This is a genomic window from Arthrobacter sp. YD2 (genome assembly GCF_030410475.1).
GTDB lineage: Bacteria > Actinomycetota > Actinomycetes > Actinomycetales > Micrococcaceae > Arthrobacter_B > Arthrobacter_B zhangbolii.
Window position 1 is genome coordinate 873,022 of the sequence record NZ_JAUHHB010000002.1, and the last position, 19,502, is coordinate 892,523.

16 protein-coding genes are annotated in these 19,502 nt (G+C 65.9%); all 16 read right to left on the reverse strand.

What is annotated here, in order from left to right; all coding sequences use genetic code 11:
* Nucleotides 1-73 precede the first annotated feature (73 nt).
* Nucleotides 74-3,613, reverse strand: coding sequence for a DNA polymerase III subunit alpha (dnaE, locus tag QWJ37_RS10700; protein ID WP_227902265.1), 3,540 nt, complete (start codon nt 3,611-3,613; stop codon nt 74-76).
* Between the two features lie 71 nt (nt 3,614-3,684).
* Nucleotides 3,685-4,620: an RluA family pseudouridine synthase gene (locus QWJ37_RS10705; RefSeq protein ID WP_227902266.1), complete on the reverse strand. Its 936-nt coding sequence runs from the start codon at nt 4,618-4,620 to the stop codon at nt 3,685-3,687.
* Entirely contained in the window at nt 4,617-5,228 is a 612-nt protein-coding gene (gene lspA / locus QWJ37_RS10710) for a signal peptidase II (protein ID WP_290245299.1), read from the reverse strand. The genes QWJ37_RS10705 and lspA overlap by 4 nt, the downstream gene beginning before the upstream one ends.
* 220 nt (nt 5,229-5,448) lie before the next feature.
* On the reverse strand, nt 5,449-6,117 hold the full coding sequence (locus QWJ37_RS10715; RefSeq protein WP_227902285.1) for a DivIVA domain-containing protein: 669 nt from the start codon (nt 6,115-6,117) through the stop codon (nt 5,449-5,451).
* 155 nt (nt 6,118-6,272) lie between these two features.
* Nucleotides 6,273-6,563, reverse strand: coding sequence for a YggT family protein (locus QWJ37_RS10720; RefSeq protein WP_227902286.1), 291 nt, complete (start codon nt 6,561-6,563; stop codon nt 6,273-6,275).
* 57 nt (nt 6,564-6,620) lie between these two features.
* Nucleotides 6,621-7,151, reverse strand: a complete 531-nt coding sequence (gene sepF / locus QWJ37_RS10725) for a cell division protein SepF (protein WP_227902287.1) — start codon at nt 7,149-7,151, stop codon at nt 6,621-6,623.
* Nucleotides 7,152-7,239: 88 nt separating this feature from the next.
* The gene (locus QWJ37_RS10730; RefSeq protein WP_227902288.1) at nt 7,240-7,998 is read right to left on the reverse strand and encodes a YggS family pyridoxal phosphate-dependent enzyme; all 759 of its coding nucleotides are present in this window, start codon (nt 7,996-7,998) and stop codon (nt 7,240-7,242) included.
* Nucleotides 7,999-8,056: 58 nt separating this feature from the next.
* Complete coding sequence (gene pgeF, locus QWJ37_RS10735; RefSeq protein ID WP_290245255.1) at nt 8,057-8,758, reverse strand: peptidoglycan editing factor PgeF; 702 nt, start codon at nt 8,756-8,758, stop codon at nt 8,057-8,059.
* A 32-nt stretch (nt 8,759-8,790) separates the two neighbouring features.
* Nucleotides 8,791-9,987: a cell division protein FtsZ gene (gene ftsZ / locus QWJ37_RS10740; protein WP_227902290.1), complete on the reverse strand. Its 1,197-nt coding sequence runs from the start codon at nt 9,985-9,987 to the stop codon at nt 8,791-8,793.
* Nucleotides 9,988-10,302: 315 nt separating this feature from the next.
* Complete coding sequence (locus tag QWJ37_RS10745) at nt 10,303-11,451, reverse strand: cell division protein FtsQ/DivIB (RefSeq protein WP_290245256.1); 1,149 nt, start codon at nt 11,449-11,451, stop codon at nt 10,303-10,305.
* Nucleotides 11,441-12,883 (reverse strand): UDP-N-acetylmuramate--L-alanine ligase, encoded by a 1,443-nt coding sequence (murC, locus tag QWJ37_RS10750; RefSeq protein ID WP_290245257.1) that lies wholly within the window; start codon nt 12,881-12,883, stop codon nt 11,441-11,443. The genes QWJ37_RS10745 and murC overlap by 11 nt, the downstream gene beginning before the upstream one ends.
* Nucleotides 12,880-13,989 carry an undecaprenyldiphospho-muramoylpentapeptide beta-N-acetylglucosaminyltransferase gene (murG, locus tag QWJ37_RS10755; RefSeq protein ID WP_227902293.1) on the reverse strand — a complete coding sequence of 370 codons (1,110 nt, stop codon included), beginning with the start codon at nt 13,987-13,989 and terminating at the stop codon, nt 12,880-12,882. The genes murC and murG overlap by 4 nt, the downstream gene beginning before the upstream one ends.
* On the reverse strand, nt 13,986-15,317 hold the full coding sequence (gene ftsW / locus QWJ37_RS10760) for a putative lipid II flippase FtsW (protein WP_227902294.1): 1,332 nt from the start codon (nt 15,315-15,317) through the stop codon (nt 13,986-13,988). The genes murG and ftsW overlap by 4 nt, the downstream gene beginning before the upstream one ends.
* 1 nt (nt 15,318) lies before the next feature.
* Nucleotides 15,319-16,914, reverse strand: coding sequence for a UDP-N-acetylmuramoyl-L-alanine--D-glutamate ligase (gene murD, locus QWJ37_RS10765; RefSeq protein WP_227902295.1), 1,596 nt, complete (start codon nt 16,912-16,914; stop codon nt 15,319-15,321).
* Complete coding sequence (mraY, locus tag QWJ37_RS10770) at nt 16,896-17,999, reverse strand: phospho-N-acetylmuramoyl-pentapeptide-transferase (protein WP_227902296.1); 1,104 nt, start codon at nt 17,997-17,999, stop codon at nt 16,896-16,898. The genes murD and mraY overlap by 19 nt, the downstream gene beginning before the upstream one ends.
* Complete coding sequence (gene murF, locus QWJ37_RS10775; RefSeq protein WP_227928045.1) at nt 17,996-19,498, reverse strand: UDP-N-acetylmuramoyl-tripeptide--D-alanyl-D-alanine ligase; 1,503 nt, start codon at nt 19,496-19,498, stop codon at nt 17,996-17,998. Before murF ends, mraY begins: the two co-directional genes overlap by 4 nt.
* Nucleotides 19,499-19,502 lie beyond the last annotated feature (4 nt).

Here is a 19,502-nt window from a genome sequence, read left to right on the forward strand (position 1 = left end):
CCCAGCCCCGGCGGCCCGGCACCGCTGCGCGTCGCCGCACTACGGGCCATCCCTCCTGTTCGTCGGGCGCCTGCTAGCTGTCCAGGCAGGCCGGGCCGAGCAGCACCTTCAGGTCACCGAACAGCGACGGCGTGGGGTTCACGCGCATGTCGACTCCCAGCTTCATGACTTCCACGGTGCGGGAACCGTTGAGCCGGATCTGCACCTCCGATGTGCCCGGGTGCGTGCGCAGCACGTCGCCCAGCTGCGACACCACTGTTTCGGTGGCTTTATAGGTCGCCATGGAAATCACCACGGGGCCGGAATGGCCTTCGCTGAGGTCCGGAACGGTCAGTTCCTGGGCGTTGAGGGTGACGGCGCCGTCGTCGCGGCGCTGCAGCCGGCCACGAACCACCACAATCAGGTCCTCGGCCAGCACCGCCGCAATCGGGCCGTACACCTGCCCGAAGAACATCACTTCCATGGACCCGGCAAGGTCCTCAATCTCGCAGCGGGCATAGGCGTTGCCGCTGTTCTTCGCGATGCGCCGCTGCAGCGAGGTGATCATGCCGGCGATGGTGACGATGGCGCCGTCGGGCGGGCCTTCCTCCCCCACGATGTTCGTGATGGTGGAGTCCGCGTGCTGGCTCAGAATGCCTTCCAGGCCCTGCAGCGGATGGTCCGAAACGTAGAGCCCGAGCATGTCCCGTTCAAAGGAGAGTTTGTCCTTCTTCTCCCATTCGGGCAGGTCCGGAATATCGATGCTGATCGAGTCTTCCGGCTCCTGGTCGCTGATCGCGGCGAAGAGGTCAAACTGTCCCACGGCCTCGTTGCGCTTGAGCACCACCACCGAGTCGATGGCTTCTTCATGGATCATCGCCAGTGGCCGGCGGGCATGGCCCATGGAGTCGAAGGCGCCGGCCTTGATGAGGGATTCGATGGTGCGCTTGTTGCAGACCACCGCCGGGACCTTCATCAGGAAGTCCTTGAAGTTGGTGTAGGCACCCTTCTCCTCACGGGCGGCCACCATGGCCTGGACCACGTTGGTGCCCACGTTGCGGATGGCGCCCATGCCGAAGCGGATGTCCTTGCCCACAGGGGTGAAGTTCACCGAGGACTCGTTGACGTCCGGCGGCAGCACCGTGATGCCCATTTTGCGGCACTCGTTCAGGTACAGGGCGAGCTTGTCCTTGTCGTCACCGACGGAGGTGAGCAGGGCAGCCATGTACTCGGACGGGTAGTGCGCCTTGAGGTAGGCGGTCCAGTAGGAGACCAGGCCGTAGGCAGCGGAGTGGGCTTTGTTGAAGGCGTAGTCGGAGAAGGGAAGCAGGATGTCCCAGAGGGCCTTGATGGCCGCCTCCGAGTAGCCGCGGTCCACCATGCCCTGGTGGAAGCCGGCGTACTGCTTGTCCAGCTCGGACTTCTTCTTTTTGCCCATGGCGCGGCGGAGGATATCTGCCTGGCCGAGCGTGAAGCCGGCGACCTTCTGGGCGATGGCCATGACCTGCTCCTGATACACAATCAGGCCGTAGGTGGTGTCCAGGATTTCCCGCAGCGGCTCTTCCAGCTCGGGATGGATCGGGGTGATTTCCTGGACGCCGGTCTTGCGCAGGGCGTAGTTGGTGTGCGAGTTGGCGCCCATGGGACCGGGCCGGTACAGCGCGATGACAGCGGAGATGTCTTCGAAGTTATCCGGGCGCATGAGCTTGAGCAGGGACCGCATGGGCCCGCCGTCGAGCTGGAACACGCCCAGGGTGTCACCGCTTGCCAGCAGGTCGTAGGAGCCCTTGTCATCGAGTTCAAGCTGCTCCAGGTCCAGGTCAATGTCCTGGTTGAGCTTTATGTTCTCAATGGCGTCGGAAATGATCGTCAGGTTCCTCAGGCCGAGGAAGTCCATCTTGATCAGGCCCAGGCCTTCGCAGGTGGGGTAATCGAACTGGGTGATTACCTGCCCGTCCTGCTCGCGCTTCATGATCGGGATAATGTCGATCAGCGGGTCCGAGGACATGATGACGCCGGCGGCGTGCACGCCCCACTGGCGCTTCAGCCCCTCCAGGCCCAGTGCGGTGTCAAAGACCCGCTGGGAATCCGGATCGGTCTTGAGCAGCTCGCGCAGCTCGTCGGCTTCGCCGTACCGCTTGGCTTCCTTGTTGTGCACGTCCTGCAGGGACAGGCCCTTGCCCATCACGTCCGGCGGCATGGCCTTGGTGAGCCGCTCGCCCACGGAGAACGGGTAGCCCATCACGCGGGAGGAGTCCTTCAGGGCCTGCTTGGCCTTGATGGTGCCGTAGGTGACGATCATGGAGACGCGGTCCGCGCCGTACTTCTCGGTGACGTAGTGGATCACTTCGGAGCGGCGCCGATCATCGAAGTCGACGTCGAAGTCAGGCATGGACACACGGTCCGGGTTCAGGAAGCGTTCGAAGATCAGCCCGTGGTTCAGCGGGTTCAGGTCGGTGATGCGCATGGCGTAGGCCACCATGGAACCGGCGCCGGAGCCGCGGCCGGGGCCCACCCGGATGCCGTTGTTCTTGGCCCAGTTGATGAAGTCGGCCACCACCAGGAAGTAGCCCGGGAAGCCCATCTGGGTGATGATGCCGATTTCGTATTCGGCCTGCTTGCGGACATCGTCCGGAATGCCCTTCGGGAACCGGTAGTGCAGCCCGGTTTCCACTTCCTTGATGAACCAGGATTCCTCGTTTTCCCCGGGCGGGCAGGGGAAACGGGGCATGTAGGAGGCTTTGGTGTTGAATTCGACGTCGCACCGCTCGGCAATGAGCAGGGTGTTGTCGCAGGCGTCCGGGTGGTCGCGGAAGATGGCCCGCATTTCATCCGGGGACTTCAGGTAGAACTCGTCGGCGTCGAACTTGAAGCGCTTGGGGTCAGCCAGCGACGAGCCGGACTGGACGCAGAGCAGGGCCGCGTGGGCGGAGGCATCCTCGGCGTGGGTGTAGTGCAGGTCATTGGTGGCCACCAGGGGCAGCTGCAGTTCCCGCGCCAGCTTGATCAGGTCCGCCTGGACGTTGCGTTCAATGTCCAGGCCGTGGTCCATCAGCTCGCAGAAGAAGTTCTCCTTGCCGAAGATGTCCCGGAAGTCCGAGGCTGCCTGCACGGCTTCCTTGTAGAGTCCCAGGCGCAGCTTGGTCTGCACTTCGCCGGAGGGGCAGCCGGTGGTGGCAATGAGGCCCTTGCCGTAGGTCTGCAGCAGGTCCCGGTCCATGCGGGGCTTGTAGAGGTAGCCCTCGAGGGAGGCGAGGGAGGACATGCGGAACAGGTTGTGCATGCCTTCGGTGCTTTCGGCCCACATGGTCATGTGGGTGTAGGCACCGGCGCCGGAAACGTCGTTGCGGCCGCCGTCGCCCCACTTCACACGGGTTTTGTCCGCCCGGGCGGTGCCGGGGGTGAGATAGGCCTCCACACCCACAATGGGTTTGATGCCTGCGCTGCGGGCCTTGTTCCAGAAATCAAAGGCGCCGAACACGAATCCGTGGTCGGTGGTCGCCAGGGCATTCATGCCCAGTTCGTCGGCGTGGCTGAACAGGTCGGTCAGCCTCGCGGCACCGTCCAGCATCGAGTATTCAGTGTGGTTGTGAAGATGGACAAACGATTTCGACGTACTAGTTGCTGAAGCCACCAGTACATTCTAGGCCCCGGCGCGCGGGGGATTTACCCCCGCCGCGCCGCTGCGCCGGATGTCACTTCCGGCTAGATCAGCCCGCTGCGCAGTGCGTCCACGGCATACTGCAGATCCTGCGGGTACTCGCTGACAAACTCCACGTATTCACCGGAACCCGGATGGGTGAAGCCCAGCTTCCGGGCGTGCAGCCACTGTCGGGTCAGGCCCAGCTCGGCGGCAAGTTTGGCGTCAGCCCCGTAGGTCAGGTCGCCGGCACAAGGGTGTCGCAGTGCGGAGAAATGGACGCGGATCTGATGCGTGCGTCCGGTTTCCAGGTGCACCTCCACCAGGGACGCCTTGCCAAAGGCTTCCAGGACCTCGTAATGGGTGACTGAGGGCCGTCCTCCTTCGACAACGGCGAAGCGCCAGTCGTAGCCCGGGTGCCGGCCGATGGGTGCGTCAATGGTGCCCTTCAGCGGATCCGGCAGCCCCTGGACCACGGCGTGGTACATCTTGTCCACGGTGCGGTCCTTAAAGGCCTGTTTCAGCAGCGTGTAGGCGTGCTCGGTCTTGGCCACCACCATCACGCCGGAGGTGCCGACGTCGAGCCGGTGGACGATGCCCTGGCGCTCGGGCGCACCGGAGGTGGAAATCCGGTAGCCGGCGGCTGCCAGGGCACCCACCACTGTGGGGCCGACCCATCCCGGCGAGGGGTGGGCTGCCACGCCTACCGGCTTGTCAATCACCACGAAGTGCTCGTCATCGCCCAGGATCTTCAAGTCCTCCACGGGTTCGACGACGACGGCGAGCGGGTCGCGCTGTTCCGGCACGTCGGCGGTGATTTCCTGGCCTGCCTTCAGCTTGTCCGATTTGGAGAGTACCCGGCCGCCGGAGCTGAAGTAGCCGTCGGTGCACCAGGTCGCTGCCACTGAACGGGATACTTCGAGCAGGGACGCGACCACCGCGTCCGCGCGCTTTCCATCGGCTTCTTCCGGAACGCTAAAAACTGCATGCAGCTCGTTCACCGCTCGTCCTCCCGCTCGCTGAGCCTGCTTCCGCTGCGCTCCCCCGCGTCGGAGCCGGGCGCCGCAGCACCGGGTTCGCCACTGCGGGGTTCCTCGGCGCCGTGCCCGGCAGCGGCACCTTTTTTTCCGGCACGGGTCCCGGCGCTGTCCACGCTGCGCGTGCCATCCAGGTCGATCCCGCGCAGGGTCAGCAGGCACACGAGAATGACACCGCTGACCACGCAGGAATCGGCGATATTGAAGATCGCGAAGTTGGGGAAGGCGATGAAGTCCACCACATGGCCCTGCCCGAACGAGGGTTCGCGGAAGAGACGGTCCATCAGGTTGCCCATGGCACCGCCGAGCACCAGGCCCAGCGCCGTCGCCCAGCCCAGCGACCGGACCCGGAACATCAGGTAGATGAGGAAGGCGGAGACCAGCACCATGATGATGGTAAAGACCCAGGTGTAGTCGGTGCCGATGGAGAACGCGGCGCCAGGATTGCGGATGAAGTGCCAGCGCAGCAGCGGGGCGGCCACATCGGTGATCTGCCCTTCGGTCATGGTGCGCACAACCCACAGCTTGGTGAGCTGGTCAAACGCCAGCGCGGCAGCCGCGAGGAGCAGCATCAGCAGCCCTGCCCGACGCTTCCGGCCGGTGCTGTGCCCAAGTCCTGTTTGGCCGGGGGTCTCCGGTGAGGATGTTGTCATGATGCTTTCGTTGTTTAAGGATGAGGGACATCGGAAACGACACGGGCCGGCGGCCGGGGTTACCCGGCCGCCGGCCCGTGGCAGGTTCTGCCGTTGCCTTCAGTTTAACCGATCCCCACGGGACCGGGACTGGCAGGAATTATGCGTCGGCGGTTTCCGAAGCAACCGAACCGCGTGCATCCAGATCACGCAGCTGGCCTTCGATGTAAGCCTTCAGGCGGGAGCGGTAATCGCGCTCGAAGCCGCGCAGCTGCTCAACCTTGCGCTCAAGCACGGCCTTCTGCTGCTCGAGGGTGCTGAGGATCTTGCGGCTCTTCTCCTGGGCGTCCGTGACGAGGCCGCTGGCCTCGATCTGCGCTTCGGCGATGATCTTGTCGCGCTGCTCAACACCGGCGCTGACGTAGTCGTCGTGCATCTTCTGGGCCATGGCCAGGATGCCGGCGGCGGTCTCGGTGTTGTTGGCAGCGGCAGGAGCGGCGGCGGGAGCCGGGGCGGGCTCGGGCTTGGTCTCGACCGGTGCCGGCTTCTCTTCAGCCTTCGGAGCTTCGACCTTGGGTTCGGGCTTGGGCTCTTCGGCGACCTGCTCGGTCTTGGAGGCTGCAGCGACCGGCGCGGGAACCGAGCTGGACGAACCGCCGGCAACGGCCTCGGCCAGCTGGCGGCGGAGGTCTTCGTTTTCGGCGTTCAGCCGGCGCAGCTCCACCACGATCTCGTCGAGGAAGTCATCGACTTCGTCCTGGTCATAGCCTTCCCGGAACTTGGTCGGCTGGAACCGCTTGTTGACAACATCTTCTGGCGTCAGAGCCATCTGGTCACCTCATACTGGATTATAAGATTCGCCTGCGTGTCAGGCAGGCGGTTCTACGTAGAGAATTACGGACATACAAAATCTGGGGTTGTATCAATTTTCACAGTATATCTTTTGGGGGCTGAAAACTAACCGGCCCCGGGCATCGTCCAAGGTCAGACGGCTATGCCCACTACCACCTGGGTCAGGATTGAGACAAGGATAAAGAGCACCAGGAAGGCCAGGTCCAGCGAAATCCCGCCCAGCCGCAGCGGCGGAATGACCCTGCGCAGGAGCTTCAGCGGCGGGTCGGTTGCACCGTAAACACCGGTGGCCACCACCAGGGCGGGGCCCTTGGGACGCCACTGCCGCGCAAACATTTGCACGGCGTCGTACACGATCCGCAGGATCAGCGCGAGCTGGAACAGGACCAGCACCAGGTACACCAGGGGAAGAATGATATTCACGCGCAGGGTTTCATTTCTTGGTCGGCCGCCCAGGCATCCCGTCGGTGCGGGAGCGGGCTAGCTCTGGTTGAAGAATGTGGAAGAGGATTCGCTGACCTTCTTGTCATCGCCCAGGACCTCGACGTACGACGGCGAAAGCAGGAAAACCTTGTTGGTCACACGTTCGATGCTACCGCGCAGGCCAAAGACCAGGCCCGCAGAGAAGTCGACGAGCCGCTTGGCATCGGCTTCCCCCATGTCGGTGACGTTCATGATCACGGGGATGCCGTCACGGAAGCTCTCTCCGATGATCTTGGCATCATTGTAGGAGCGCGGGTGGACGGTGGTGATCTGCCGCAGGCCGGCAACGTCCTCACGGGATGAGGGGGCACGCTTGATGGGTGTCACGGGTGCGCGGTACTCCTCCACTGCATTGCGGACAACCGGGGCGGGGGCCGGCTCCGGCGCCACTTCCTCGGCTTCCTGGACCGGGGCAAACTCTTCTTCCCTGGCGGGAGCTTCCCTCAGGTTTCGCTGTTCCGACTCGTAGTGCTCGTCACCGTCGGCGAGCCCAAGGTAGATCATTGTCTTGCGCATTGCGCCAGCCATGGTTGCTCCTCTAATCCTTCAACGCCGTAGTTGCCCGTGGGGTTTCTGCTGTGCCGTACGGCGGCTGTGTGGTGTTCGTACTTCGACGCTACCGTACCGGCGGGCGCGCGCCCAGAACATCGGAGCCGATTCTCAGGTGTGTCGCCCCGTTGGCGAGTGCCGCTTCGAGGTCCCCGCTCATGCCCGCGGAAATGCTGCGTGCCTGCGGGTGATTCTGCTGCAGCTGCAGGGACAGGCTGTTCAGACGGCCAAAGGCGGCATCCGGATCCTCCCCCAGCGGGGCCACGGCCATCAGCCCGGCCAGCCTCAGTCCCGTGGTGCCCGCAACGGCATCGGCCAGGCCGGCAACGTCCTCCGGGGCCGCTCCCCCGCGTCCCGGATCCGCTTCCCGTGCCGGGCCGGGGCGCAGGTCCACCTGGATGAAACAGGAGAGGTCGGGGCGCTGCGGCACTCCGCCGTCCGCCCGGCGGCGCTGCTCGGCGCCCATCGCCTTGCCCAGCGCGGAGACCAGGGACAGCCGGTCCACCGAATGAACCGAGGCGGCGTAGCGCACCACAGACTTGGCCTTGTTGGACTGCAGCTGGCCAATGAAGTGCCAGTTCAGCTCCGGATCCGCCAGTTCCGCCGCCTTGGCTGCTGCTTCCTGGTCCTTGTTCTCGCCGACATCCCGGACTCCAAGATCTCTCAGGATCCGGACGTCGGAGGCGGGGAAGTACTTGGTGACCACAATCAGGTGCGGCTCATTCTGCCCGTCCGGCGCGGTGGCCGCGGCAATCCGGTTGCGTACGCTCCGGAGCCGGTGTGCCAGCTCCCGGGCGCGGGAGGACTGCTCAGGGGTCATTGTCATGGTCTTTCCATTCTCACTCCGCCGGCCGGCCTGTCCCGGCACCGTGCGCCGGAGGGTTTTAGGGCCGGCGCCAGATCACGCCGGCAATACGTCCGGTGCCCGGGTCCCGCCGGTGGGAGTACAGCTCGGCGTTCTCCCGGGTACACCCCTCGATGCGTTCCACGTCTACACCCAGATCCTCCAGCTGCATCTGCGCTCCGGCAGGAAGGTCCAGGGCAGGGGTGCCCTCACGGGTGCTCGCGGCGGCTGCGGGCAGCACTGCCGCCGCATCTGCCCGCATGGCTGCGGGGACTTCGTAGCAGGATCCGCAGATGCACGGGCCGATCCAGGCGCGGATGCTCCCGGCACCGGCGGCGCGCATGCGCTCCACGGACACCGGCAGGATACCGTCGAGCAGGCCGCGGCGCCCGGCGTGGACAGCTGCGGTTACGGCCGTGCCCGCCGTCGTCCGCCCTGCCAACAGGACGGGGACGCAGTCGGCAACCATAACCGCCAGGGGTGCCAGGCCGTCCGTGCTGATCAGCCCGTCGGCGGTCGGCGCGGCTTCGCCTGCCTCCTGCGCGTGGAGGACTGTGGCGGAATGCACCTGGTTCATAAACCGCAGGCTCGCCGGCGCCACACCCATTGCTGCTTCGAGATCCGCCCGGCGCCGCAGGACGGCCTCCGGGTCATCCCCCACATGCAAAGCGAGGTTGCCCGCGGAAGCGTCGGTGAATCCCACCCACAGGTTTTCTTCAACCTGCCGGTGCCACCAGAACATCCGGGGCAACCCCGCTGCAGTGCTCAGTTCGACTACTTCAGGAAGTCCGGAACATCCAGATCATCCGGGCGGCCCGTGGACAGATCCGATTCCACTACGGCGGGCAGGTCGATGTCGAAGCCGGCGTCGGCGGGGACATCACTGTGCTGGTGCGACCGCTGCGACCAGGCGGAGAGCCCGGCGGATGCCGGAGCGGCAGCTGCGAAGCTTCCGCCGGCAGGTGCCGCAGACGGCGGGGTGGCCGGCTCTGCGGGCTTATGCGAAGCGGGCTGGGAAGTCACGTCAACCTGATCGAAGCCGGCTGCGATAACCGTAACGCGTGCTTCGTCACCCAGGGCGTCGTCAATGACGGCACCGAAGATGATGTTGGCTTCGGGGTGGGCCACTTCCTGGACCAGGCGGGCTGCTTCGTTGATTTCGAACAGGCCAAGGTCGGAGCCACCCTGGATGGAGAGCAGCACGCCGTGGGCGCCGTCGATGGAGGCTTCGAGCAGCGGTGACGCTATGGCCAGCTCGGCTGCCTTGACCGCGCGGTCCTCACCGCGTGCGGAGCCGATGCCCATAAGGGCCGAACCGGCACCCTGCATCACGGACTTGACGTCCGCGAAGTCGAGGTTGATCAGGCCCGGGGTGGTGATCAGGTCGGTGATGCCCTGGACACCGGACAGCAGCACCTGGTCGGCGGAGCGGAATGCGTCCAGCATGGACACGTTGCGGTCGCTGATGGAGAGCAGGCGGTCGTTCGGGATGACGATGAGGGTATCGACCTCATCGCGCAGGGTGTCGATGCCCGATTCGGCCTGGTTGGAGCGCCGGCGTCCTTCGAACGTGAACGGCCGGGTGACAACGCCGATGGTCAGCGCACCGAGCGAACGGGCAATACGGGCGACGACGGGAGCGCCGCCGGTGCCGGTGCCGCCACCTTCGCCGGCGGTAACGAAGACCATGTCCGCGCCGCGCAGGACCTCTTCGATTTCCTCTGCATGATCCTCGGCAGCCTTCCGGCCGACTTCGGGATCCGCACCGGCGCCCAGGCCGCGGGTGAGTTCGCGTCCGACGTCGAGCTTGACGTCGGCGTCACTCATCAGCAGAGCCTGCGCATCGGTATTGATGGCGATGAACTCCACGCCGCGGAGGCCAACATCAATCATTCGGTTTACGGCGTTCACGCCACCGCCGCCGATGCCGACGACCTTGATGACGGCCAAGTAATTCTGCGGTGCTGCCACGTCCTGTGTCCCTTGTTCGAATCTCTGCAACTTATGTTTTTCTGCGGCTGCCTGGGTGCTGCAGCTGCGTGTCTCTTCGGGCCGGCCGGAGCCGGCCCCGGCCGCCAACAGCCGCGCTCCTCCACCGGCACAATGCCTGTGGGTTTCGCGCGGTCCGTCCGGCCGAAAACCTTGAACCGACAAACTCTTACCTTCAACTTGAAGGTTAGAGTTATGTCAAGTAACCCTGTACTTGAGACGCTATGGGGCCGGCGGTGCATGTGCAATTACCGGGCCCGCGTGTCGGAGGAAACTTTCGCCACTCCCGCGTAGCGCTCACCTGGTCACCGGCCTGTCCGGCGCGCTGACGTCATAGACCTCAACCGGCGGATCGGTGGGCGCCATTTTCAACAGCGCTTCCAGCACCCGGGCTTTGGCCGCGCTGGCGTCGGCGCTCCCCCAGAATACCGTTTGGCCGCTGTTGAGTTTCAGTTCAACGGAATCCACGGTCTGCGCCGAGGCACTCTCCAACCGGCCCAGGACCTCCGCCGGCAGTGCCGCCAGCACCGAGGTGATGCTGGGGAATACCTCTGCGTTGACCGCCTCGGTTCCGCCCGCAATCAGGGGCAGGGGGACGGCGGCCCGGTCAGCGGCAACCGCCAGCCGGCGGCCCTCTTCATCAATGAGAACGTGCTGGGCGCCGTCCTGCAGGACGGCAACGGGCATCCGCTCGGTGACTGTGACCAGCAGCGTGGAGGGCGGCTGCGCGGCCACCTTCAGCGATTCGATTTCCGGCCGGTCCGCCAGCAGGCTCTCCACGTCTGCATCCGAGATGGAGGGCAGGGTCCGGCCTTTGAGCGGCTCCAGCGCTGCCTCTGCCTGTTCGCGCGGCAGCAGCTGGGTTCCCTCCACCACCACGGTTTTCAGTGCCAGGGCAGGGGAGAAAAACAGGAACGCGAAGAACAGTCCGGTCAGCAGCAGGGCCGACACGGCGGCAATCCAGGCATTGCGCCTGCGTTTGCGCCGGGGCGGCTCCGGGAAGGCCAGGACGGTTGCGGGCGGCTTACGGCCTGCTTCCGGGGTTGGAGTCCGGCCCCGGGTACGGGCCGGATCCGGAGCGGAACCCGTTGCCCGGTTCCCGGCCGGGTTCCCTGAAGCCTTTCCGGCAGGGTTCCCCGAAGTGGTCCCGGAGGTGGTCCCGGCAGCCGTGCGTGCAGCAGCGGGTTCACGCTGGCCGGCAGCTCTGCCTGCTGCTTCCGGACGTGGGGTTTTCGCGGACCTGGCGGCGGAGGCCTTGGCCGCGAGCGTACGCCCGCCCGACTTCATGCCGGCTGATCCCGCCCGTGTACCGGCAGACGCCGGTGTCCGCGCGGACGGTCCGCGGGCGGCCGGACCCGACGGGTCCGCCCCGTCCCCGGCGCCGGGCAGCGCCTTGGTGGCCGTAATGGTTTCCTCATCCTTCGTGCGGCGCTTCCTACCGGCCATCAGGGGTTTTCCCTGCCGTGGCGTCCGCGGCATCCCCGCCGTTGCGGGCGGCCAGGCGGGCCACCAGATCGGCGCCGAGGCGGGTGACGTCCCCGGCACCCACGGTGAGGATGACGTCGCCGTCCCGGGCGCCGTCGGCCACCCGTTCCACGGCGGCTTGTGGATCCTCCACGTACCCGCCCGGGACACTGAGCCGGGAGGTGATCAGCTCGCTGGTGACCCCTTCAATCGGGTCCTCGCGGGCAGGATAAATGTCCAGCACGGTGGCAGTGTCCGCCAGATCCAGTGCCTGCGCGAATTCGGCGGCAAAGTTCCGTGTGCGGCTGAACAGGTGCGGCTGGAAGAGCACGTGGACGCGGTGTCCGTCCGCGACGGTTCGGGCTGCCTTCAGGGCGGCATTCACTTCCGTCGGGTGATGGGCGTAGTCATCGTAGACCCGCACTCCCCTGGACGCTCCGCGGGACTCGAAGCGCCGCGCGGCACCGGAAAACGTGCCCAGGCCCGCCGCGGCAACGTTCGGGTCAACCCCGAGTTCCAGGGCCACGGCAAAGGCTGCCGCAGCGTTGAGGATGTTGTGGGCCCCCGGCACCTGAAGATCAAGCCGGACCTGGCAGGCCTGGCCGTCCGCAGTGTAGGTCAGGGTGCTGGAGGAGCCGGATCCCTGCGGCCTGGTGTCCGAAATTCGGATATCCGCGTTCTCCGCGTACCCGTAGGTCGCAGCCCGCACCCCTTCGTTGCGCCGGAGGAGGGCGGCTGCCCCGGCGTCGTCGGCACAGGCGACGAGCAGGCCGTCGGAGGGCAGGAGGGAGGTAAACGCATCGAACGCCGCAAAAACGGCGTCCTCGGTTCCGTAGTGGTCCAGGTGGTCCGCCTCAACGTTCGTCACCACGATGATCTGCGGTGTGTAGTTGAGGAAGGAACCGTCGGACTCATCGGCTTCGGCCACGAACACGGGACCGGATCCGGAGGCGGCATTAACGCCAAGGGCCGCGACGTCTCCGCCGATGGCAAAGGACGGGTCCAGGCCGGCTTCGCGCAGCATCACGGTGACCATGGCGGTAGTGGTGGTTTTGCCGTGCGTTCCGGCCACCGCAACCAGGTCCTTATCGCCCATGGCGGCCGAAAGCGCCACGGAGCGGTGGATGACCCGCAGCCCGAGGCGCCGGGCCTCGGCCAGCTCAGGGTTCTGCTCACGGATGGCGGTGGAAACCACCACGGTATCGGCCTCGGCCACATGCGCGGCGTCGTGGCCCACGAAGGTCCTGGCGCCGAGGGCGCCGAGGGCACGCAGTCCGGGGGAATCCTTCGCGTCGGAACCGGACACGGGAATTCCCTGCGCGAGCAGTACCCGGGCCACGGCGGACATGCCGGCGCCGCCCAGTCCGATGAAGTGCACCCGGCCCAGTTCGGACGGATTCAGTCTGCTGATCATGCCTTGGACCTGCCGCTCGTTTCGAGGATGAAGCCAGCCATGCGGCGGTCCGCGTCACGGATACCGAGGGAGGCGGAGGCTTTGGACATTGCGTCCAGCGCCGCAGGGTCAGCCAGCAAAGGTATCAGCCTGCCGGAAATCCAGTCGGCTGTGAAGAGTGAATCCGCAACAGTGAGCGCTCCCCCGGCGGCTACCAGGGATTCGGCGTTCAGGGCCTGTTCGCCGTTGCCGTGCGGCAGCGGAACCAGTACGGCCGGCAGACCCACGGCACTGATTTCGCAGACCGTACCGGCTCCGGCGCGGGCCAGCAGCAGGTCCGCGGCGGCGTAGGCGGTTTCCATGCCGTCCACGTATTCCACCTGGGTGTAGCCGGGTGCGGCAAGCCGCTGCCCCGCGGAGTCGGTCAGGGATTTGCCCCGGCCGGTGATGTGCAGCGTCTGGATGCCGGCTGCCGCCAGTGCCGGAAGAGCGGCCTCCACGGCCCGGTTGATGCTGGCTGCGCCGGAGGAGCCGCCGGTCACCACCAGGGTGGGCGTCTCCGCGGCCAGGCCAAGTGCCTGCCGGGCTGCGGCCCGGGCCGCGCTTCGGTCCAGCCCGGAGATTTCCCGGCGCATCGGCATCCCTACGTGGACGGCGCCGGGCAGCTGGGTCTGTGCGAAGGCCACGCCGGTGACGGCTGCGAACCGGGCGCCCACCCGGTTGGCGAGGCCCGGGCGCGCATTGGCTTCATGAACGATCACAGGGATCGAACGCCGGCGGGCCGCAAGGTACACGGGGGTGGAGACATACCCGCCCACACCCACAACGACGTCGGCCGCGGCCTGGTCCAGGATGGCGCCGGCCTGCTGGACCGCGCGGACCAGCCGTACCGGAAGCTTGACCAGGTCACCGCTGGGACGGCGCGGCATGGGGACACGGTCGATGGTCGCCAGCTCGTAGCCGGCCGCCGGTACCAGTCGGGTTTCCATGCCGGATGCCGTTCCCACCACGGTGATGCGGGTGTCTGGACGTTCTGCCCTGAGGGCATCGGCAATGGCCAGCAACGGGCTGATGTGCCCGGCTGTGCCGCCTCCGGCCAGGACTACGGACAAGGGATGCTGCGTCATGGAGCTGTTGGTTCACTTTCGGGGATTTTTCGGGCAAAGGAAAGCAGGACGCCGACAGCGGCGAGGGTGAAGGTCAGCGAGGAGCCGCCGTAGGAAATAAAGGGCAGGGGGACGCCGATGACGGGCAGCAGGCCCGTGACCATGGCAATGTTCACGAATGCCTGGCCCACAATCCATACCAGGATGCTGCCGCAGACAATGCGGATGAACGGGTCGGTATGGCGCATGGTGACGCGCACTGTAGCCACGGCGAGCACCGCGAACAGGCTGACCACCACCAGGGTGCCCACCAGGCCGAACTCCTCGCCGATGATCGCGAAGATAAAGTCGTTATGCGCTTCCGGTATCCAGTTCCATTTCTGCCGGCTCTGGCCGATTCCCACGCCCAGCCAGCCGCCGGAGGCCAAGGCATACATGCCGGCGTTGGACTGGTCGCAGAGACCGGTGCTGCAGTCGAGTTTCAGCCAGGCGCTGATGCGGTTGGAACGGTTGCTGCTGACCACCGACATCAGCAGGGCACCTGCAGACGCCACAGCGAAAAGGGCGCCCAGGAAACGCATGGGTGATCCGGCGAAAAACAACGCCGCCAGCATGATCATTCCCATGATGATCACGGTGCCAAGGTCGCTTCCCGCCATGACCAGGATGATCAGGAGGCCGCCGCCGGGCACAACCGGAATCAGGGCGTGCTTCCATTCCGTGACCAGCGCTCCCTTGCGGGAGAGCACCGCGGCGAACCAGATGGCCATCGCCAGCTTGACTGCTTCCGAGGGCTGGCCGGTAACCGGTCCGATCTCGATCCAGTTTTTGTTGCCGTTGACTTCCTTGCCGATGACCAGCACGAGGCCCAGAAGGATAACGCCCACGAAATACAGCGGCCAGGCGAACCAGCGGTATTGCCGCGGCCCGAGCCGCGACAGGCCCAGCATCGCCACGACGCCGGCGGCAGCGAACATGGACTGCTTCAGGAACAGGTCAAAGGTGGTTGCGGCACCGGCGTCGCTTCCCGCGGCAGCGGCGATGGATTCCACCGACGACGCCGAGAGCACCATCATCAGGCCGATGGCCGTCAGGGCCAGGGTGGCACCGAGGATGGTGTAGTAGCTGGAACCGGTGGCGCTTCGGCCGCTGCCTTCCAGGAAGACCAGGAAACGCTCCCTCCGGGGCACGCGTTTGGTACCGGTGCCGGAGGTACTGTCCTTGCCGGGCGACCGTCCGTTGCCCGCTGTGTCGGGTCCGGTCACCGCGCCCTTGCCTGTTCCGGCGATGTCCGCAGGGCTCCGGCGCAGTGCCGGTTTGCGTTTGCTGCCGGTGGGCGTGGTGACCACTCTAGGGCTCCTTCGGGGTCTGTGCCTGTCCCGGTTCCTGTGCCTGTTCCGGTCCCTCTTCCGGTTCCTGCGCCTGCCGTTCGCCCACGTACCCTGCCACGGCTTCGATAAAAGCCTCGCCGCGGTGGGCGTAGGAGGTGAACTGGTCCATGGACGCCGCTGCCGGCGCCATCAGGACCGTGTCCCCGGCTTCCGCCACGGCGGCGGCTGCCGCCACGGCACGGGCCATGACTTCCTCGGCGCTGGTCACGGGTTCTTCCTGCTCACCAGTCTGCGCCGGGAGTGCCTCTATCACCGGGACATCGGGGGCGTGTCTTGCCAGTGATGCCCGCAGGTCCTCGGTCTGCACACCGATCAGGACCACTGCCTTGAGGCGGCCCCGGTGGGCGGACACCAGATCGTCATATCCGACGCCCTTGGACAGTCCGCCGGCAATCCACACCACACTGCTGAAGGCGGCCAGTGAGGCAGCGGCAGCATGCGGGTTGGTGGCCTTGGAGTCATTGACCCACAGGATGTCTTCCAACCGGGCCACCGGCTGGATCCGGTGGTCGCCGGGCGAGTAGGCGCGCAGTCCGTCGCGGACGGCTACAGGCTCAACGCCATAGGCCCGTACCAGTGCGGCGGCGGCCAGGGCGTTGGCCACCATGTGGCGCGGCGCGTACTCACCCAGGTCAGCCATGGACGCGAGCTCGGCTGCGGAGTCCTTGCGCTGCTCAATGAACGCACGGTCCACCAGCAGTCCTTCAACCACACCGACCATGCTCACGGCCGGCACGCCCGTGGTGAATCCGACGGCCCGGCAGCCCTCCACAACGTCCGCCTCTTCGACCATGGACTCGGTCTCGTGCTGCTCGGCGTTGTAGATGCAGGCAACCTGCGTATTTTCGTAGATTTTTGCCTTCGCGTCCCGGTAGGCAGCGTAGGAGCCATGCCAGTCCACGTGGTCTTCGGCCAGGTTCAGGCACACGCTGGCCAGCGGTGAGATGGAATGCGTCCAGTGCAGCTGGAAGCTGGAGAGCTCCACTGCGATGGCGTCGTAGCCTTCCGGATCCCGGATGGCATCCAGGATGGGGGTACCCACGTTGCCGGCGGCGATGGCGCGCAGCCCCGCAGCGCGGAGCATGCTCTCGGTCATGGAGACGGTGGTGGTCTTGCCGTTGGTTCCGGTAATGGCCAGCCACTGGGCAGTCTTGCGGCCTTCACGGATACGCACCCGCCAGGCCAGCTCGACGTCGCCCCAGACGGGGATATCCGCGGCTTCGGCTGCCAGCAGCACAGGGTGCGTTGGCCGGAAGCCCGGTGAGGTGACCACAAGCTCGGCTGCTTCGCCTTCGACCTGTGGCAGGCCGGCAACGGCGTCCGCGCCGAGCAGCACGTCAACCGCTCCCACAATGCGCAAGGTGTCCGCCTTGGCACGGTTCTCCTCCGTGTCGCGCGCGTCCACCACGACGACGCGGGCGCCAAGCTCAATGAGGGTGTCCGCTGCGGAAAAACCGGAGAGGCCGATGCCGGTGACCACTACGCGCAGTCCGCTCCAGTCGGCATCCCAGGTTGTCAGTTCGGAAAGGGGCGCGCTCAATGTCCTACCACCCATTCTGCGTAGAAGATGCCCAGGGCCACCGCGACGCACAGGCCGGCAATGATCCAGAACCGGACCACCACGGTCACTTCAGCCCAGCCTTTGAGTTCAAAGTGGTGCTGCAGCGGAGCCATCTTGAACACGCGCTTGCCGCCGCTGATCTTGAAGTACCCCACCTGGATGATGACCGAAAGGGTGATGATCACGAACAGGCCCGCCAGGATCACCAGCAGCAGTTCCGTCCTGGACAGGATGGCGAAAGCGGCAATAGCACCGCCGATGGCCAGCGAGCCGGTGTCCCCCATGAAGATCTTCGCCGGAGCGGTATTCCACCACAGGAAGCCGATCAGGGCGCCGGCCATGGCACCTGCGAGCAGGGCAAGGTCCATGGGGTCGCGGACCTCGTAACAGACGGCACCGGCCGTCGGGGAACCGCAGCTTTGGTTGTACTGCCAGATGCCGATGAGGAAGTAGGCCCCGAACACCAGCACCGATGCACCGGCGGCGAGGCCGTCCAGGCCGTCGGCCAGGTTCACGCCGTTGGTGGTGCCTGTGGTGATAAGCAGTGACCAGAGGACGAACAGGATCGCACCAATAATGGTGCCGGCAAAGGCCAGGTCAACACCCGTATCGCGGACAAAGGAGATGGCCGTGGACGCCGGGGTGCGGCCCTGTTCGTTGGGGAACTGCAGGGCGAGAACGGCGAAGGCTATGCCGACGGCGGCCTGCAGGATGATCTTCGCGGTGGCGTTGAGGCCGAGGCTTCGCTGCTTGGAAATCTTGGTGTAGTCGTCAATAAAACCGACCATGCCCATGCCCACCGTAAGCAGCAGGACCAGCAGGCCGGACGCCGTCGGGCTGTACGAGCCGAAGCCGAGCATGCCGCTGATCAGGTGGGTAATGAAATACGCAGCCACCACCGAGGCCACAATGACGGCGCCGCCCATGGTGGGGGTGCCGCGTTTGGTGTGGTGCGAGGTGGGGCCGTCATCGCGAACGAACTGGCCGTATCCCTTGCGCACCAGGAACCGGATGAAAAGGGGTGTGCCGGCAAAGGCGAAGACCAGGGCCAGCGATGACCCGACAAGCAGGGAAATCACTTCGTGTCGCCTCCGGTCCCGTCGGTACGGACCGGCGGGACAGCCGAATCGGTGGAAGTCAGTGGTGCAGAGGTCAAGGCTATCCGATCGCCGAGGAAGCGCAGTGCGGCCCCGTTGGAGGATTTGAACAGGACAATATCGCCGGGGGCCAGGGATTCCTCGAGGATGCGTTCAGCGTCTTCGGCCGTTTCCACAAAGGTGGACTCATCCCCCCAGGAACCCTCCATCACGGCGCCGGTGTGCATGGCACGGGCGCCGGTGCCAACAACAATGAGTTTGGAGATGTTCAGCCGAACGGCATACCGCCCGATGGCATCGTGCTCGGTGACGGAATCATCACCCAGCTCCAGCATTTCGCCCAGCACCGCCCAGGTACGGCGTTCCCGTCCGAGTTCGGCCAGGGTGCGCAGGGCTGCGCGCATGGATTCAGGGTTGGCGTTGTAGGCGTCATTAATGACGGTGACGCCGTCAGCCCGGTCGGTGCGTTCCATCCGCCAGCGGCTGGCAGCGGCACGCCCGTTGAGCCCGGCGGCAATCTGCTCTCCGGGGATGCCCGCGGCATAGGCGGCAGCCGCCGCAGCCAGCAGGTTGGCCGTGTGGTGTGCGCCGATCAGGCCCGAGCGGATGCCGTACCGGCCGCCGTCGGGCAGGAGCAGGGTGAAAACCGGCCGTCCCTCGGCGTCGGTGCCGGTGTCCACCGCACGGACGGCGTTCTTGGTGCCATGCGCTTCCTCCGGCGATGAGGTGAAGTACAGCACCGGTGCCTGGGTGCGGGAGGCCATGGCGGCCACCCGGACGTCGTCGGCGTTGAGGATGGCGGTGCCGGTGGCGGGCAGGGCCTCGACCAGTTCACCCTTGGCGACGGCGATGTTCTCCACGCCGCCAAACTCGCCGGCGTGTGCCGAGCCCACGAACAGCACAACCCCGATGTCGGGCTTGACGATGTCCGCCAGGTAGCGAATGTGCCCGATGCCGGTGGCACCCATTTCCATCACGAGATACCGGGTGTCGTAATCGGCGGTGAAGACGGTCAGCGGCAGTCCCACTTCACCGTTGTAGGAACCCACGGGGGCCACCGTGGGGCCTGCGGAGGCCAGTACGCCGGCCAGCAGGTCCTTCGTGGTGGTCTTGCCTGCCGAGCCGGTGATGCCGATGACGGTCAACTCGCCGTTTTCACGCAGGCGGCGGATGATCTCCGCTGCCATGGCGCCCATGGCGAGGACAACGTCAGGCACCATGACTGCCGGGAAGAGGTTGCCGGCGTCGTCCGTAACCGGCCGTTCCACCAGGGCGAGCTGCGCTCCCTGGTCAAAGGCTGCCCCCACAAAGAGGTGGCCGTCGGAATTCTCTCCGGGCTTGGCTATGAAAAGCGAACCCTGCGTGGCTTCACGCGAATCCGTTGTGGCGGAAGTCACGGCAAAACCGGTGCCCTGCGCAGCGGGCCCAATGAGCTCGCCGCCTGTAATAGCCGCTATTTCGGCTGCATTAAGTTCAATCATAACG